We start from the raw sequence: 16,006 nt of genomic DNA, 5'->3' as shown, positions 1-16,006 counted from the left end.
CATGGCGCAGCTGGCGAATATCTTTCACCTGGGGCTCAAGGAATTGCGCAGCCTGCAACGTGACCCGGCACTGCTGTTGCTGATTGTCTGGGCCTTCACCCTGGGCATTGTCACGGCCGCTACCAGCATGCCAGAGAGCCTGCACAATGCCTCGATAGCCGTGGTCGACGAGGACCGCTCGCCGCTCTCGGCCCGCTTGATTGATGCCTTTCAGCCGCCGTTTTTCCGCGAGCCACAACGCATCGAACTGAACGAGATGGACCACGGCATGGACTCCGGGCAGTACACCTTCACCCTGAACATCCCGCCTAATTTCCAGCGTGATGTACTCGCCGGGCACAGCCCCGCGATTCAGCTCAACGTCGACGCGACCCAAGTCAGCATGGCCTTCACCGGTGCGGGCTATATCCAAATGATCGGCGCCCAGGAGGTCAGCGCGTTCTTGCGCCACTACCGCGCCGATCTGCCGCAGCAGGCTGAATTGGCCGTGCGCGTGGCGTTCAACCCGAACCTGACGCGCAGCTGGTTCGGCTCGGTGATGGAGGTGATTAACCAGATCACCATGCTGTCGATCATCCTCACCGGTGCCGCGCTGATCCGTGAGCGTGAGCACGGCACCATCGAACACCTGCTGGTAATGCCCGTCACTCCGCCTGAAATCATGCTGGCCAAAGTCTGGTCGATGGGCTTGGTGGTGTTAGTGGCCACGGCGCTGTCGTTACTGTTGGTGGTTCAGGGCTGGCTACAGGTGCCAATAGCCGGCTCGCTGCCGCTGTTTCTCTGCGGCGCGCTGCTGCATCTGTTTGCCACCACCTCAATGGGGATTTTCTTTGGCACCATCGCGCGCTCAATGCCGCAACTGGGCTTGCTGATCATTCTGGTACTGATCCCTTTGCAGATTCTCTCCGGCGGCACCACGCCGCGCGAGAGCATGCCCGAGCTAGTGCAGCAGATCATGCTGGTGGCCCCCACCACCCACTTCGTCGACCTGGCCCAGGCGATCCTGTACCGCGGTGCAGGCTTTGCCACCGTCTGGCCGCAGTTCGTGGCGATCATCGCCATTGGTGCGGTGTTTTTTGCCGGCGCGCTGCTGCGCTTTCGCAAGACCCTGGCGCAGATCAACTGAAGGCTGGCGGCTCATGGCGGGCTGCTGGGGACCTTGTCGAACGGCGCCCGCGTTTTATCCGGCTAGACATCCCGCATCAGAACAACTTGAAAATCTGAGCCGCAGCAGTTTCAGTGGCCGTATTACAGCGCCATACTGCAGCCTCGCATACACCTTCGTGTTTTAACGCGGGCGGTGGTTTGTCCGCATACTCGGGGTTACCCGCTTACCGCAAAACGCGGGATGATCAATTTAGCCGCCTAATCAACCGCACAGACGCCAGGCTTATTCGGGGCTTCTGCGTGCCCTGCACAAGTAGCCTCCCATAAGGCGCACAGTTTCCAGGCCACCACGTGAAATATTCGACACTCACTGCAGCGCTGCTCTGCCTATTGTTCAGCCACCTTGCTCGGGCTGAGCCGTATCAGGTCGTGACCGAAGAGTGGGCCCCCTATAACTACCAAGCGAACAATCAGCTCACCGGCATGAGCACGGAGATCATCCGGGCCATTATGGCCCTGACCGGTGATAACTTTGAGGTGCTGCTAGTGCCCAGTATGCGTACCTCCCGCACCTTACGAACACGCCCGAAAACCATCATGTACTCAATGTTCCGCACAGCCGAGCGTGAGCCGTTATACAAATGGGTCGGGCCGCTCGTGGAAGAGTCTATTTACCCCTATCAGTTGGCCAATACCTCGCAGCCGATAACCTCCCTGGAGCAACTTCTGCGGGCTCCGCAGATCACCACGCGCCATGCAGGGCTAGTCCCCGACATGCTGCAATCACTGGGTTTCAACAACCTCGATAAGAGTGCCGCCAATAGCCATCAGCTCTACCGCATGCTGCTGGCCGGACGAACCGATATCATAATTGGCGACACTGCGGCAGGAGTGGCTTACTACAGCCGCGAGCTGAATATCCCAACCGGGACATTGCGGCAGATTCCCATCGAACTCTATCGCTCGTCGCTGTACATCGCCTTTAGCCTCGACTGTGAGGATGAGCTGCTCGCCGCATGGGCCAGCGCCTTAGCGCAACTGCGCAAATCGGGTGAACTGGAGCGTATCAAGAGGCGCTACGAGCAACCCATCGGGCAATAAAAGCGCTGACTGGTAACAGCCATTCGTCACGATGTAGCCACCACAGGGCAGCGATAAGCCGCGCTTGCCCGTGACAGTCATCAGCACGGCAGCAGGTTAAAAAAACGGGAGCACAAGGCCCCCGCTTCTCTTTTATGGCGACAGGTTACAAACCCGAGAGCGCCCAGCCCGCTACAAATGGCAAGAGCACGGCGCTGATCACGCCCAGCAGGCTCATACCCAGAGCAGCGAAAGCACCACACTCCGAGCCTTCCTCCAGCGCCCGCGCCGTGCCGATGGCATGAGCATTGATGCCGTAGCTCAGCCCGCGCGCCGCCGGGTGGGTCACATTGAACACGCCCAGCAACCAAGGCCCCAATGCCGTGCCAATCACCCCAGTCAGCATCACAAACACTGCGGCCAGGGAGGCCAGACCACCGAGCTGTTCGGCCGCCAGCATGGCAATCGGCATGGTCACCGACTTGCCCGATAGGCTCGCCAGCACCGGCAGCTGTGCGCCCATCGCATGGGCAATCACCAACGTCAGCGTGACCGTCAACGAGCCACCGACCAGTACCGTCAGCAGCACCGGCCACGCCAGCAGGCGAATACGCTTGATGTTGTTATACAAAGGCACCGCCAGGGCAATGGTCACCGGGCCCAGCAAAAAGGCGATGGGCGCCGCACCTTCACGGTAGGTGGCGTAATCCATACCGCAGGCCAGCAACGCGCCCACCACCAGCAACATGGACACCATCACCGGTTGCAGCACCAGCCAACCACTGCGCCGGTACAGCCACAAGGCAAACTGGAACGCCAGCAGCGTCAGCCCTACGGGGAACAGCGAGTGATCGATCACCAACTGCGCCACCATCCGCCACGATGACTCACTCATGACGCCCCTCCTCGCGCTGTTCAACACGAATCGCCAGGCGTTGCATCATCCAGCCGCACAGCGGCACCGTGACCAGCAACGACAGGCACAATGCGGTGAGGATAGCCGGCAGGTCGGCGAGCAGTGCATCACTGGCCAGCATGATCCCCGCTGCGGGTACCACGAACAGCAATGGCAGGTACTGCAGCAGCACGCTGGTCGCCTGCCCCAGGGGTTCGCTGACCCCGCCGCGCAACAACAGGTAGCCAAACAATAGGAGCAAGCCAATCACGCTACCGGGCAACACGGGTAGCAGTAACTCGCTGACAAGGCTGCCAACGATTTGCAGGAGGACCAGCCAGGTCAGTCCTTTCAACACCATGAGAAAACTCCTTATGTACGACGTCGGAACAATGGCCGCGGCTCAATGGCCGACCGCCCATATACCACACTCATCCCGGCTAAGCCCTTGAGTGCATCCGTAACTGACTTGTCTTCACGCACCGCAAAGGCATCAAAACCGCACTGGCGCATATGGCTGAGCTGGTCACGCAGCACATCGCCCACCGCGCGCAATTCGCCCTGCCACCCTAATCGGGTGCGCAACAAATAAGCCTGGCTGTAGCCACGGCCATCGCGAAAGCTCGGGAAGTCGATAGCGATCAGCGGCAGGATCGCGAGATAAGCCTGCAGGCTTTCGACTTCATCATCCGGCGCCAGGCAAATACCGTCAGGGCTCAAGCGCTCACCCAACAGCACAGCCTGCTCTTGGCGCTCAACCCAGGCGTCCAGCGGCAGAATCAACGGCCCGTCCGGGTGCAGCTCTGAGATATCAGCCAACAGCGTCCAGGGGTCGTTTTCGATGATGCGCGGCGCGCCATCAAGCAAGCGGATCAGGTTATTCATGCATTCACCTGCTGCTTGCGATAGACCTGTTCCTTGAACGGCTCCAGGCCGATTCGCTGCACGGTATCGAAAAAACGCTCGTCGGCTTCGCGGTAGTCAGTGAAGGTGCGTACCAGCCCATCGATCACCTCGGGAATCTGCTCGGCGCTAAACGCCGGACCGATCACCTTACCCAGTGCACTGCTTTTGCCTTGCGAGCCTCCGATGGTGACCTGGTACCACTCGCTGCCGTTTTTATCGACGCCGAGAATACCGATGTTGCCAATATGGTGATGGCCGCAGGCATTCATGCAGCCAGAGATATTCAGGCTGATATCGCCCAGGTCATGCAGGTAATCAAGGTCGTCGAATCGCTGCTGAATCGCCTGGGCAATCGGGATCGACTTGGCGTTGGCCAGGGCGCAGAAGTCGCCGCCCGGGCAGGCAATCACATCCGTCAGCAGCCCGACATTTGGCGTTGCCAGGCCCGCTTCAGCGGCCGCCTGCCACAAGGCATAGAGGTCCGCTTTGCGGATATCAGGCAAGACAACGTTCTGCTCATGGGCAATGCGCAACTCGGCAAAACCAAAGCGCTCGGCCAGATCGGCCAGCGCGTTCATCTGCTGCGCCGTCACATCACCAGGCGGTGCGGCGATGCCCGGTTTGGTCGACAGCACCACGGCGATATAACCCGGCACCTTGTGCGCCAGGGTATTGCGCGACACCCAGCGGGCGAATTCAGCGTTCTGCGCCAAGGCAGTACCGAAACCCAGATCGACCTCAGGCAATGCTTCATACGGCGGCGCGATGAAGGCATCGGCCACCCGCTGATACTCTTCCTGGGTCAACTCGGCCGGGCCATCTTTGATGTGTTGCCACTCCGCCTCAACCTCACGGGCAAACGCCTCGATCCCCAGGGCTTTGACCAGGATCTTGATGCGCGCCTTGTACTTGTTGTCACGGCGGCCATGGCGGTTGTACACACGCAGCACGGCCTCGACATAGGACAGCAGATGCTGCCACGGCAACGCCTCACGAATCTGCTGGCTGAGGATCGGCGTACGCCCTAAGCCGCCACCCACCATGACCCGCAACAACAGCTCGCCCGCCGCGTCGCGATATAGATAAAGACCGATGTCATGCATCATCACCGCCGCACGGTCTTCTTCAGCGGCGCACAGGGCGATCTTGAACTTACGCGGCAGGTAGAGGAATTCCGGGTTGATGGTCGACCACTGCCGGAGGATTTCCGCCAGCGGGCGTGGGTCCAGCAACTCATCGGCGGCGACCCCGGCGAAGGCTTCAGTGGTGATATTGCGCACACAGTTGCCGGAGGTCTGGATCGCGTGCATCTCCACCTCGGCGAGGTGTTCGAGAATATCCGGCACCTGCTCAAGCTCAATCCAGTTGAACTGAATGTTCTGCCGGGTGGTGAAGTGCCCATAACCCCGGTCGTAATGCTGCGCGATATTGGCCAACGCACGCATCTGCCGCGCCGCCAGCGTTCCGTAGGGGATCGCCACCCGTAGCATGTAGGCATGTTTTTGCAGGTACAGGCCATTTTGCAGGCGCAGCGGCAGAAACTCTTCCTCGCTTAGCTCGCCACTGATACGGCGCTCAACCTGATCGCGAAACTGCGCCACACGCTCATGCACCAGCGCGTGGTCATATTCATCGTATTGGTACATCGGCGGCCTCGGCTGTTATCGATAGCGCACTATGCCGACGGCACTGATACCGAAACAGCGGCAGATTAGGCGTAAAAATACGGATCAGATGGGCTTGCGCGCCAGCAACAGGCAGCCAAGCGCGACGATACGCTCGCGGGTTTCGAGCACAGGCTGCGGGTTAGTCGGCTGATTTAACCAAGGCGCTCGGCCCACGCTGTGGCGCCGAGCAGTGCGCGAAAATCGGTGAATAGCGACGGCACAGTGCACGTGCAAGGTCACAGGCCGGCTTACCCAGCGAGCAGGGGGCGCTCGTTAGTTGTCTGCGCCCTTCCATAGCCACTGCCGCACGAGCAAACGGCAGCAGAAGGAAGGCTTGGAGACAGAGCGCATTGCAGGAGGCTGAGCGGGTTTAAAGGCCTGAGCGTTGAGCACAGGCAAAATCCGTATCAGCTCAAGCGGGAGGTGGATTTGCGTACGATTTTGATCGAGTGCTTGAGCGTTGGCTTACGCGTCACGCTGATGGCTTTCCGGCTTACCGTATCGATGGTGATATTCCAGAAGCCGCTGCTCGGTACGGTGATCTTCGCCGGGAAGGTGTCGAATGCACCGCCGTGATAGGTGTGCCGGCCGCCATTCTTAAAGCTGCGGAAGTTGGCATCGCTCATCAGGCGAATGTTGCAGGTTTGCGAGCACTCGATCACGACGACGTCGTCTTCGTTGAGGTGTTCGCGCTGGTGTATAAATTTCATCTACCGCTCCGCACAGCTGGGTCAGGCTAATCAGGCCGCTAGTATGAGTGCCCGCGCCCCGGAGAGCAAAGCGCGATGCGGTTTTGCCCAGGTTAGCCGACGCCTGCCCGCCGCCACACATTCCACCGCATCCTGGCCGGTGGTAGCATGCGCGCCCCATGCATATCCACGACTTTCACCAACGCCTCACCGATCTCGGTGCCAAGCCCATGCACATCGGGCGGATTACCCGTGCCTGGCTGCGCGGCATGCCGCTGGATACCGGCACGCGTAACCAGAAGACCGAGAACTTCCTGCCGCTGGCGGTGCGTAACGCCCTGCCCGAACTGAGCAACGCGCTGGATGGACTGGCCCGTCTAAGCTCCGAACACCCGGCGACGGACGGCTCGGCGCGCCTGCTGGTGGAGCTGGCCGACAAGCAGATGGTGGAAAGCGTACTGCTGCCGCGCGATGGGCTGTGCGTCTCCAGCCAGGTGGGTTGCGCAGTGGGTTGTGTGTTCTGCATGACCGGTAAGAGCGGCCTGCTGCGCCAGCTGACCACCAGCGAAATTCTCGCCCAGGTGGCATTGGCCCGGCGTTTTCGCGCGGTAAAGAAAGTGGTGTTTATGGGCATGGGTGAGCCGGCGCATAACCTGGATAACGTGCTGGAGGCGATCAATCTGCTCGGCACTGAAGGTGGCATCGGCCAGCGCAACCTGGTGTTTTCTACGGTCGGCGACCCACGGGTATTCGAACGTCTGCCACAGCAACAGATCAAGCCTGCCCTGGCACTGTCGCTACATACCACCAATGCCGAGCTGCGCCAGGCACTGCTACCGCGTGCGCCGCGTATCGATCCTGAAGAACTGGTGGAGCTGGGCGAAACCTACGCGCGGCAGATCGACTATCCGATCCAATACCAGTGGACGCTGCTCAAAGGCATCAACGACAGCCAAGAGGAAATGGACGGCATACTGCGCCTGCTCAAGGGTAAGTACGCGATCATGAACCTGATCCCCTACAACAGCCTGGAAGCTGACGAGTTCCAACGCCCCGATGGCGACCGCATCGTGCAGATCGTGCGCTACCTGCACAGCCGTGGCGTGCTGACCAAGGTGCGCAACTCGGCCGGCCAGGACATTGATGGTGGTTGCGGGCAGTTGCGGGCGCGGGCGACTGAAGTGCTCGATCGGCGCAAAAACCGTGTTTGAGTGATGACTGCACCGTTGCAGTCGCGGCTAAAGCCCCTCCCACGCAAAGTAAGCACCAACAAAAATGCCCGCAGTACGCGGGCATTTTTTATCGCTGTCTACTTAGTAGTAGGCGTTTTCCTTGATGCTGTGATCGGTCACATCACGCACGCCTTTTAGCTCGGGGATACGCTCCAGCAGGGTCTTCTCGATGCCCTCTTTAAGGGTCAAGTCGACCTGACCGCAGCCCTGGCAGCCGCCACCGAACTTCAGCACGGCAATACCGTCGTCAACCACGTCGATCAGGCTGACTTCGCCGCCATGGCTGGCCAGACCCGGGTTGATCTCGGTCTGCAGGTAGTAGCTGATGCGCTCGTTGATCGGGCTGTCTTCATTGACCATCGGCACCTTGGCGTTAGGCGCCTTGATGGTCAGCTGGCCGCCCATACGGTCGGTGGCGTAATCGACCACTGCATCGTCAAGAAACGGCTCGCTGACCGCATCGATCCACGCAGTAAAGGTGGCCAGGCCTAGGGCAGTGTCTTCAGCTTTCTGCTCGCCTGGCTTGCAATAGGCAATGCAGGTTTCGGCGTACTGGGTGCCTGGCTGGGTGATAAACACACGAATGCCGATGCCCGGGGTGTTCTGCTTGCTCAGCAGATCAGCCAGATAATCGTGGGCAGCGTCGGTAATGGTAATGGTGCTCATGGCAACTCCTCGCAAACATGGGCGCAGTGTACGCCACTCGCCAGCGCCGGCAAAGTCCTAGTGTTTTAGTAGGAATAACATCAGCCGCACTTATGCAGCGTCCTGCTCGCGCCCAATGAACGCCGCAATCGCTTCAGCCGCGCTAAGCAGGTGCTGGGAATGAGTGAAACCTGAGCTTTTCAGCGGTTTTAGATCGTGATCGCCGGCCGTTAGCCAATGCAGTTTGATCGCCCCAGACAGCGCATAGCCCTCAACCGTTTGACGATTACCCAGCGCATCGCGCTCGCCCTGAATGATCAGCGTCGGGGTTTTCAACTCGGCCAGGTGCGCGACACGCGGCTTCTCCGGTTTGCCAACGGCGTAGAAGGGATAACCCAGACACACCAACGCGTCGACGCTCAACTCATCGGCCAGCAGGCTGGCCATGCGCCCGCCCATTGACTTGCCGCCAATCGCCAGCGGCCCTGCGACCTGTTGGCGCACCTGGTGGTAGACCTCACGCCACTGCTCAAGCAATTGCGCCTGAGGATTGGGCGGACGTTTCTTGCCGTCCTGCCGCCGTGCGGCCATGTAGGCAAACTCGAAACGCAGCAGCGCAACCCCACAGGCAACAAGGTTTTGCGCCATGTGTTGCATAAATTCGCTGTCCATCGGCGCGCCGGCACCATGGGCCAGGATCAAGGTCGTTCGCGGCTCGCCTCGCGGGCGATCCCACAGCCAGCCCTCCGGGCTCTGTTCCTGCACGTATTGATCCCCGTCAATACCCGCTTCCCTTGCTTTGCTCATGCTTGCCTCGCTTAAAGAATCCGTTGGACTGCGGCGCTGATCGTACAGGCGCGCAGCCGCTGATTTTCGATGATCTGCCTATAACCGTGGATGGAAGCCCAGACATGAACACAACCAGCAGCAGCGCCTACAACTACAAGGTGGTGCGCCAATTCGCCATCATGACAGTGGTGTGGGGCATTGTCGGGATGGGGCTCGGCGTGTTTATCGCCGCGCAACTGGCTTGGCCCGAACTCAACTTCAACCTGCCGTGGACCAGCTTCGGGCGCCTACGCCCGCTGCATACCAACGCGGTCATCTTCGCCTTCGGCGGGTGCGCACTGTTCGCCACCAGTTACTACGCCGTGCAGCGCACTTCACAGGCCACGCTATTCGCGCCCAAGCTCGCCGCCTTTACCTTCTGGGGTTGGCAGCTGGTGATTGTACTGGCAGCCATCAGCCTGCCGATGGGCTGGACCAGCTCCAAGGAATACGCCGAGCTGGAATGGCCGATCGACATTCTGATCACCATTGTCTGGGTCAGTTACGCCATCGTGTTCTTCGGCACGGTGATGAAGCGTAACGTCAGCCACATCTATGTGGGCAACTGGTTCTTCGGTGGTTTTATCCTCACCGTGGCGCTGCTGCATCTAGTCAACAACCTGGAAGTCCCCGTCACCCTGACCAAGTCCTACTCGGCCTATGCCGGTGCGACCGACGCGATGATTCAGTGGTGGTACGGCCACAACGCGGTGGGCTTTTTCCTCACCGCGGGCTTTTTGGGGATGATGTATTACTTCGTGCCTAAGCAAGCGGGTCGTCCGGTGTATTCCTATCGCCTGTCGATCGTGCACTTCTGGGCACTGATTGCTGTGTACATCTGGGCCGGCCCGCACCACCTGCACTACACCGCGCTGCCAGACTGGGCGCAGAGCCTGGGCATGGTGATGTCGCTGATTCTCCTGGCACCGAGCTGGGGCGGCATGATCAACGGCATGATGACCCTCTCCGGGGCCTGGCATAAGCTGCGCACCGACCCGATCCTGCGCTTCCTCGTGGTATCGCTGGCGTTCTACGGCATGTCGACCTTCGAAGGCCCGATGATGGCGATCAAGACCGTCAACGCCCTATCACACTACACCGACTGGACCATCGGCCATGTGCATGCCGGCGCCCTCGGCTGGGTGGCCATGGTGTCCATCGGCTCGCTGTATCACATGCTGCCTAAGGTCTTCGGCCGCGACGAGATGCACAGCATCGGCCTGATCAACGTGCACTTCTGGTTCGCCACCATCGGCACCGTGCTCTACATCGCCTCGATGTGGGTTAACGGCATCGCCCAAGGCCTGATGTGGCGTGCAGTCAACGAAGACGGCACCCTCACCTACTCCTTCGTCGAAGCACTGGAAGCCAGCCACCCCGGATTTGTGGTGCGGGTAATCGGCGGCGCGATCTTCTTTGCCGGCATGTTGGTGATGGCCTGGAACGTCTGGCAAACCGTGCGTCATACCAAGGCGGCTGAAATGGAAGCCGCCGCGCAGTTTTCGCTTGAGGGAGCTCACTGATGAGACACGAAATACTCGAGAAGAACATCGGCCTGATGGCGCTGATGATGGTCCTGGCCGTGAGCATCGGCGGCCTGACGCAGATCGTCCCGCTGTTCTTCCAGGACGTCACCAATGAGCCGGTAGCGGGCCTCAAGCCCTATACCGCGCTGCAACTGGAAGGGCGTGACATTTATATCCGCGAAGGCTGCGTGGGTTGCCATTCGCAGATGATTCGTCCATTCCGCGCCGAAACCGAGCGCTACGGCCACTATTCGGTGGCCGGCGAAAGCGTCTACGACCACCCCTTCCTCTGGGGCTCCAAGCGTACCGGGCCGGACCTGGCACGCGTCGGCGGTCGCTACTCGGATGAATGGCACCGTGCGCACCTTTACAACCCACGCAACGTGGTGCCGGAGTCGAAGATGCCTGCCTATCCGTGGTTGGTGGAAAGCACCCTGGATGGGCAGACCACACCGGCCAAGATGAAAGCCCTGCGCATGCTCGGCGTGCCTTACAGCGATGAGGACATTGCCGGAGCCAGTGATGCCGTCAAAGGCAAGAGCGAGATGGACGCCATGGTCGCCTACCTGCAAGTGCTCGGCATTGCCGTGAAGAACAAGAGGTAGCGCTTATGTCATTCGAATTTTTTGATATCGGCGCTCTGGATATTGGAACCGTGCGCGGCATAGGTACGGCACTGGTTCTGCTGTCCTTTGTTTGCGTCACCCTCTGGGCTTACAGCGGCAAGCGCCGCCTGGCCTTTGACCAGGCCGCACAACTGCCCTTTGCCGATGAACCCAAGCTGGCTGCACCAAGGAGCAAGACCCCATGAGCACGTTCTGGAGCTGGTACATCACCCTGCTGACTGTCGGCACTCTGCTCGCCCTGTCCTGGCTGATTTTCGCCACCCGCAAAAGTGAAGTTCACAAGAACCCAACCGATCAGACCATGGGTCATGCCTTCGATGGCATCGAGGAATATGACAACCCGCTACCCAAGTGGTGGTTCATGCTGTTTGTCGGCACCATCGTCTTTTCTATTGGTTACCTGGTGCTGTACCCCGGCCTGGGCAACTGGAAAGGTGTGCTGCCGGGCTACGAAGGCGGCTGGACCCAGGTCAAGCAGTGGCAGCATGAAGTCGATAAGGCTGACGAGCTGTATGGGCCAATCTTCGCCAAATATGCAGCCATGCCCCTGGAAGAAGTAGCCAAAGACGAGCAAGCGTTGAAAATGGGCGGGCGTATGTTTGCCACCTATTGCTCGGTCTGCCACGGCTCCGACGCCAAAGGTGCAGTGGGCTTCCCTAACCTGACTGACAGCCACTGGCGCTGGGGCGGCGAGCCGGAAACCATCAAAACCACCATCCTCAATGGCCGTATGGGCGCCATGCCCGCGTGGGCAGCGGTGATTGGCGAAGACGGCGTGCAACAAGTGGCAGCTTACGTGCGTAAGGATCTGGCCGGCTTGCCACTGCCAGCCGACAAGCCGTATGACCTGGATAAGGGCGCGGCGATTTATGCAGCCAACTGCCTGGCCTGCCACGGCGCCGAAGGTAAAGGCATGGCCGTACTGGGTGCGCCAGACCTGACTAGCCCAGCGGGCTGGATCTACGGCAGCAGCCTGGTGCAACTGCAACAAACCATCCGCCATGGCCGCAACGGCCAGATGCCGGCGCAGGATCAATACCTGGGCAACGACAAAGTGCATCTGCTCGCCGCTTATGTGCTGAGCCTGAGCCAGCAAGATCGCAACGGCGCAACGCAATAATCAGCCCCTCAGCAATACTGCCTGGCGATCTCGTATCGCCAGGCAGCCTAAACAACCTCTCCTCACGCCTCAAACCCCGCCAAGTCATGCGACCCAAGGTCGCACCCTTCCGACCAACTGCACGCACAGGCTTTGACTTGAGCTAATCTTGTCGACAGTCGCCACCTGCCATAACTCCAAGGCGATTCCTATCTTCGCGCTATGCCGTTTTAAGGTGTTTGTTGCTTGCAGCAATGCCTTGTGACAAAGGCATTACATGCTTGTTAAGAGCCCTGAAAGCCCTATCGCGCCGGCTTGTGTCGTTGCAATGAGAATCTGCTTTCTACATACTTGCCGCCGATTTTTGCCCCTAAAAAATCCATTAACCGTGGAACCCAAAATGAGCACAGCAATCAGTCAGACTGCTTATAACTACAAGGTGGTTCGCCAATTCGCCGTAATGACGGTGATTTGGGGAGTCATTGGCATGGCTCTAGGTGTTTTCATCGCCGCACAACTCGTGTGGCCTGAACTCAACCTAGGCATGGAATGGACGACCTTTGGCCGTCTACGTCCGCTTCACACCAACGCGGTAATCTTCGCCTTCGGCGGTTGCGCACTGTTTGCCACGTCTTACTACGTGGTGCAGCGCACGTGCCAAACGCGCCTGATTTCCGATGGTCTGGCTGCTTTCACCTTCTGGGGCTGGCAAGCCGTAATCGTCGCAGCGGTCATCACCCTGCCGATGGGTTACACCGGCACCAAAGAGTACGCTGAGCTTGAGTGGCCGATTGATATCCTCCTGGGTATCGTCTGGGTGACTTACGCAGTGGTGTTCTTCGGCACTGTGGCCAAGCGTAAAACCAAGCACATCTATGTCGGCAACTGGTTCTACGGTGCCTTCATTCTGGTGACCGCGATGCTGCACATCGTCAACAGCGCGGCCGTTCCGGTCAGCCTGTTCAAGTCCTACTCGGCTTATGCCGGTGCGACTGATGCGATGATTCAGTGGTGGTACGGGCACAACGCCGTAGGCTTCTTCCTGACCACCGGCTTCCTGGGGATGATGTACTACTTCGTACCCAAGCAGGCTGAGCGTCCGATCTACTCCTACCGCTTGTCCATCGTGCACTTCTGGGCGCTGATCACCCTGTATATCTGGGCTGGCCCGCACCACCTGCACTACACCGCACTTCCGGATTGGGCGCAGTCCCTCGGTATGGCGATGTCGATCATCCTTCTGGCACCGAGCTGGGGCGGCATGATCAACGGCATGATGAGCCTGTCTGGCGCCTGGCATAAGCTGCGTACCGACCCAATCCTACGCTTCCTGGTGGTATCGCTGGCGTTCTACGGCATGTCGACCTTCGAAGGTCCGATGATGGCGATCAAGACCGTCAACGCTCTCTCCCACTACACCGACTGGACCATCGGCCACGTACACGCCGGCGCTCTCGGCTGGGTAGCGATGATCTCCATCGGCGCGCTGTACCACATGCTGCCTAAGGTGTTTGGTCGCCCACAGATGCACAGCGTCGGCCTGATCAACGCACACTTCTGGTTGGCCACTATCGGTACCGTACTGTACATCGCCTCCATGTGGGTCAACGGCATTACCCAGGGTCTGATGTGGCGTGCAGTCAACGAAGACGGCACCCTCACCTACTCCTTCGTTGAAGCGCTGGAAGCCAGCCACCCAGGTTATGTGGTGCGTATGATCGGCGGCGCGTTCTTCGTCACCGGCATGCTGCTGATGGCTTACAACACCTACCGTACCGTGCGTGCCGCGAAAGCCTCTGAATACGAAGCAGCTGCACAGATTCCAGCCGGAGTAGCGCACTGATGAAACACGAAATCATTGAGAAAAACATTGGCCTGATGGCGCTGCTGATGGTTCTAGCCGTCAGCATCGGCGGCCTGACTCAAATCGTACCGCTGTTTTTCCAGGACGTCACCAATGAGCCGGTGGAAGGCCTCAAGCCTTACACCGCGCTGCAACTGGAAGGCCGCGATGTGTACATCGCCAACGGTTGTGTCGGCTGCCACTCGCAGATGATCCGTCCGTTCCGTGCGGAAACCGAGCGTTATGGCCACTACTCGGTCGCCGGTGAAAGCGTCTGGGACCACCCGTTCCTGTGGGGCTCCAAGCGTACCGGTCCGGACTTGGCCCGCGTTGGCGGTCGTTACTCGGATGAGTGGCAGCGTGCGCACCTGTATAACCCGCGCAACGTCGTGCCTGAATCCAAAATGCCGGCCTACCCCTTCCTGGTTGAGCACAAGCTTGACGGCAAGGACACCGCCAAGAAGATGGAAGTCATGCGTGGCTTTGGCATCCCTTACACCGATGAAGACATCGCAGGTGCTAAGGATGCAGTAAAAGGCAAAACCGAAATGGACGCACTGGTTGCGTACCTGCAGGTTCTCGGCACTTCCATCAAGAACAAACGGTAACGCTCAATGGATATCGGGACTATTCGCGGCATAGGCACAGCAGTGGTGTTCATCGCTTTTATTAGCGTGGTGCTCTGGGCTTACAGCAGCAAGCGTAAATCCAGCTTCGACGAGGCCGCCAACCTGCCCTTCGCCGACGATCCCAAACCCAATGAGCGTGACGAGCAATCTTCCAGGAGCAATAACCAATGACCACGTTCTGGAGTTGGTACGTAACCATTCTGTCGCTGGGCACCATCTTCGCCCTGACTTGGCTAGTGTTCGGCACCCGCAAGGGCCAGCGCCAGGACACTACCGAAGAAACCATGGGCCATACCTTTGACGGTATCGAAGAGTATGACAACCCACTGCCTAAGTGGTGGTTCATGCTGTTTGTCGGCACCATCGTCTTCGCCCTCGGCTACCTAGTCCTGTACCCAGGCCTGGGTAACTGGAAAGGTCTGCTGCCGGGCTACGACTACCTCGACAGCAAAGCAGAAACCCCATTTGCCACCAACGTGGAAATCGCTGGCGGTGCTGAGCGCAATGCCGGCTGGACCGGTGTGCACCAGTGGGAAAAAGAGATGGCCAAGGCCGATGCCCAGTACGGGCCGATCTTCGCCAAATACGCAGCCATGCCGATTGAGCAAGTGGCCCAGGACGAGCAAGCGCTGAAAATGGGCGGCCGCCTGTTTGCTTCCAACTGCTCGGTCTGCCACGGCTCTGATGCCAAGGGTGCCTACGGCTTCCCTAACCTGACCGACAACGACTGGCTGTATGGTGGCGAACCGGAAACCCTCAAGACCACCATCATGGGCGGCCGTCAGGCAGCTATGCCAGCGTGGAAAGACATCATCGGTGAAGAAGGCATCCGCAACGTTGCCGGCTACATCCGTACGCTGTCTGGCTTGAAGAATCCTCAGGGCATCGAAGTTGACCTTGCCGCAGGTCAAAACATCTTTGCGAGCAATTGTGCAGTCTGTCATGGCGCTGAAGGTAAGGGCCAACAGGCTATGGGCGCACCGAATCTGACTGACAAAGTCTGGCTCTACGGTTCCAGCTTCGCTCAGGTTCAACAAACTCTGCGTTATGGCCGTAACGGCAAGATGCCAGCCCAGGCTGACTTCCTGGGCAACGATAAAGTGCATTTGCTGGCCGCTTATGTGTACAGCCTGTCGCAAGGCAAAACCGAGAAGTAATTCTTGGGCTCGGCAGGCGCGACCGCAGGTCGCACCTGCCGAGTGATCGTCAGGCGTACCATAGCGCAAGAGCACGT

General features: G+C 59.3%; 18 protein-coding genes. 11 read left to right on the top strand and 7 right to left on the bottom strand.

Annotation, left to right across the window (positions count from 1 at the left end; all coding sequences use genetic code 11):
- The first annotated feature begins 1 nt into the window (after position 1).
- Together N1078_RS13885 and N1078_RS13880 are read left to right on the top strand one after the other, a co-directional pair.
- Positions 2-1,126 carry an ABC transporter permease gene (locus N1078_RS13885; protein WP_274088761.1) on the top strand — a complete coding sequence of 375 codons (1,125 nt, stop codon included), beginning with the start codon at positions 2-4 and terminating at the stop codon, positions 1,124-1,126.
- 332 nt (positions 1,127-1,458) lie between these two features.
- On the top strand, positions 1,459-2,208 hold the full coding sequence (locus N1078_RS13880; protein WP_274088760.1) for a substrate-binding periplasmic protein: 750 nt from the start codon (positions 1,459-1,461) through the stop codon (positions 2,206-2,208).
- Between the two features lie 145 nt (positions 2,209-2,353).
- Here N1078_RS13880 and N1078_RS13875 read toward each other — a convergent pair whose 3' ends face one another.
- The 5 genes from N1078_RS13875 to N1078_RS13855 all read right to left on the bottom strand — a co-directional run bounded on the left by N1078_RS13875 (position 2,354) and on the right by N1078_RS13855 (position 6,365).
- A complete protein-coding gene (locus N1078_RS13875) occupies positions 2,354-3,082 on the bottom strand; it encodes an LrgB family protein (RefSeq protein ID WP_274088759.1) in 729 nt (242 codons plus the stop codon).
- Positions 3,075-3,443, bottom strand: a complete 369-nt coding sequence (locus N1078_RS13870) for a CidA/LrgA family protein (protein ID WP_274088758.1) — start codon at positions 3,441-3,443, stop codon at positions 3,075-3,077. Before N1078_RS13870 ends, N1078_RS13875 begins: the two co-directional genes overlap by 8 nt.
- Before the next feature lie 11 nt (positions 3,444-3,454).
- Positions 3,455-3,967 (bottom strand): DUF934 domain-containing protein, encoded by a 513-nt coding sequence (locus N1078_RS13865; RefSeq protein WP_274088757.1) that lies wholly within the window; start codon positions 3,965-3,967, stop codon positions 3,455-3,457.
- The gene (locus tag N1078_RS13860; protein WP_274088756.1) at positions 3,964-5,634 is read right to left on the bottom strand and encodes a nitrite/sulfite reductase; all 1,671 of its coding nucleotides are present in this window, start codon (positions 5,632-5,634) and stop codon (positions 3,964-3,966) included. Before N1078_RS13860 ends, N1078_RS13865 begins: the two co-directional genes overlap by 4 nt.
- 428 nt (positions 5,635-6,062) lie before the next feature.
- On the bottom strand, positions 6,063-6,365 hold the full coding sequence (locus N1078_RS13855) for a DUF1883 domain-containing protein (protein WP_090256153.1): 303 nt from the start codon (positions 6,363-6,365) through the stop codon (positions 6,063-6,065).
- Positions 6,366-6,523: 158 nt separating this feature from the next.
- On the opposite strand from N1078_RS13855, the gene N1078_RS13850 reads away from it, so the two are divergent.
- Complete coding sequence (locus tag N1078_RS13850) at positions 6,524-7,555, top strand: RNA methyltransferase (RefSeq protein WP_274088755.1); 1,032 nt, start codon at positions 6,524-6,526, stop codon at positions 7,553-7,555.
- 102 nt (positions 7,556-7,657) lie between these two features.
- Here N1078_RS13850 and nfuA read toward each other — a convergent pair whose 3' ends face one another.
- Positions 7,658-8,242, bottom strand: coding sequence for a Fe-S biogenesis protein NfuA (gene nfuA, locus N1078_RS13845; protein ID WP_274088754.1), 585 nt, complete (start codon positions 8,240-8,242; stop codon positions 7,658-7,660).
- 90 nt (positions 8,243-8,332) lie between these two features.
- Positions 8,333-9,028 (bottom strand): alpha/beta family hydrolase, encoded by a 696-nt coding sequence (locus N1078_RS13840; protein ID WP_274088753.1) that lies wholly within the window; start codon positions 9,026-9,028, stop codon positions 8,333-8,335.
- 104 nt (positions 9,029-9,132) lie between these two features.
- On the opposite strand from N1078_RS13840, the gene ccoN (N1078_RS13835) reads away from it, so the two are divergent.
- From ccoN (N1078_RS13835) to ccoP (N1078_RS13800), 8 genes are all read left to right on the top strand, one after another.
- Positions 9,133-10,572: a cytochrome-c oxidase, cbb3-type subunit I gene (ccoN, locus tag N1078_RS13835; RefSeq protein WP_274088752.1), complete on the top strand. Its 1,440-nt coding sequence runs from the start codon at positions 9,133-9,135 to the stop codon at positions 10,570-10,572.
- Positions 10,572-11,180 (top strand): cytochrome-c oxidase, cbb3-type subunit II, encoded by a 609-nt coding sequence (gene ccoO, locus N1078_RS13830; RefSeq protein ID WP_274088751.1) that lies wholly within the window; start codon positions 10,572-10,574, stop codon positions 11,178-11,180. Before ccoN (N1078_RS13835) ends, ccoO (N1078_RS13830) begins: the two co-directional genes overlap by 1 nt.
- A 5-nt stretch (positions 11,181-11,185) precedes the next feature.
- A complete protein-coding gene (locus N1078_RS13825) occupies positions 11,186-11,386 on the top strand; it encodes a cbb3-type cytochrome oxidase subunit 3 (RefSeq protein ID WP_274088750.1) in 201 nt (66 codons plus the stop codon).
- On the top strand, positions 11,383-12,321 hold the full coding sequence (ccoP, locus tag N1078_RS13820) for a cytochrome-c oxidase, cbb3-type subunit III (protein WP_274088749.1): 939 nt from the start codon (positions 11,383-11,385) through the stop codon (positions 12,319-12,321). Before N1078_RS13825 ends, ccoP (N1078_RS13820) begins: the two co-directional genes overlap by 4 nt.
- 379 nt (positions 12,322-12,700) lie before the next feature.
- The gene (ccoN, locus tag N1078_RS13815; RefSeq protein ID WP_274088748.1) at positions 12,701-14,143 is read left to right on the top strand and encodes a cytochrome-c oxidase, cbb3-type subunit I; all 1,443 of its coding nucleotides are present in this window, start codon (positions 12,701-12,703) and stop codon (positions 14,141-14,143) included.
- Positions 14,143-14,751, top strand: a complete 609-nt coding sequence (ccoO, locus tag N1078_RS13810; RefSeq protein WP_090242354.1) for a cytochrome-c oxidase, cbb3-type subunit II — start codon at positions 14,143-14,145, stop codon at positions 14,749-14,751. Before ccoN (N1078_RS13815) ends, ccoO (N1078_RS13810) begins: the two co-directional genes overlap by 1 nt.
- Before the next feature lie 6 nt (positions 14,752-14,757).
- Positions 14,758-14,943: a cbb3-type cytochrome oxidase subunit 3 gene (locus N1078_RS13805; protein ID WP_274088747.1), complete on the top strand. Its 186-nt coding sequence runs from the start codon at positions 14,758-14,760 to the stop codon at positions 14,941-14,943.
- Positions 14,940-15,929, top strand: a complete 990-nt coding sequence (ccoP, locus tag N1078_RS13800; RefSeq protein ID WP_274088746.1) for a cytochrome-c oxidase, cbb3-type subunit III — start codon at positions 14,940-14,942, stop codon at positions 15,927-15,929. The genes N1078_RS13805 and ccoP (N1078_RS13800) overlap by 4 nt, the downstream gene beginning before the upstream one ends.
- The last annotated feature ends 77 nt before the right edge of the window (positions 15,930-16,006 follow it).

This window comes from Pseudomonas sp. MIL19, from assembly GCF_028680365.1.
In the GTDB taxonomy this organism is placed as follows: Bacteria; Pseudomonadota; Gammaproteobacteria; order Pseudomonadales; family Pseudomonadaceae; genus Aquipseudomonas; species Aquipseudomonas spirodelae.
Note: the sequence above shows the minus strand (reverse complement) of the source record. Positions and strands in the feature narration are given on the sequence as shown.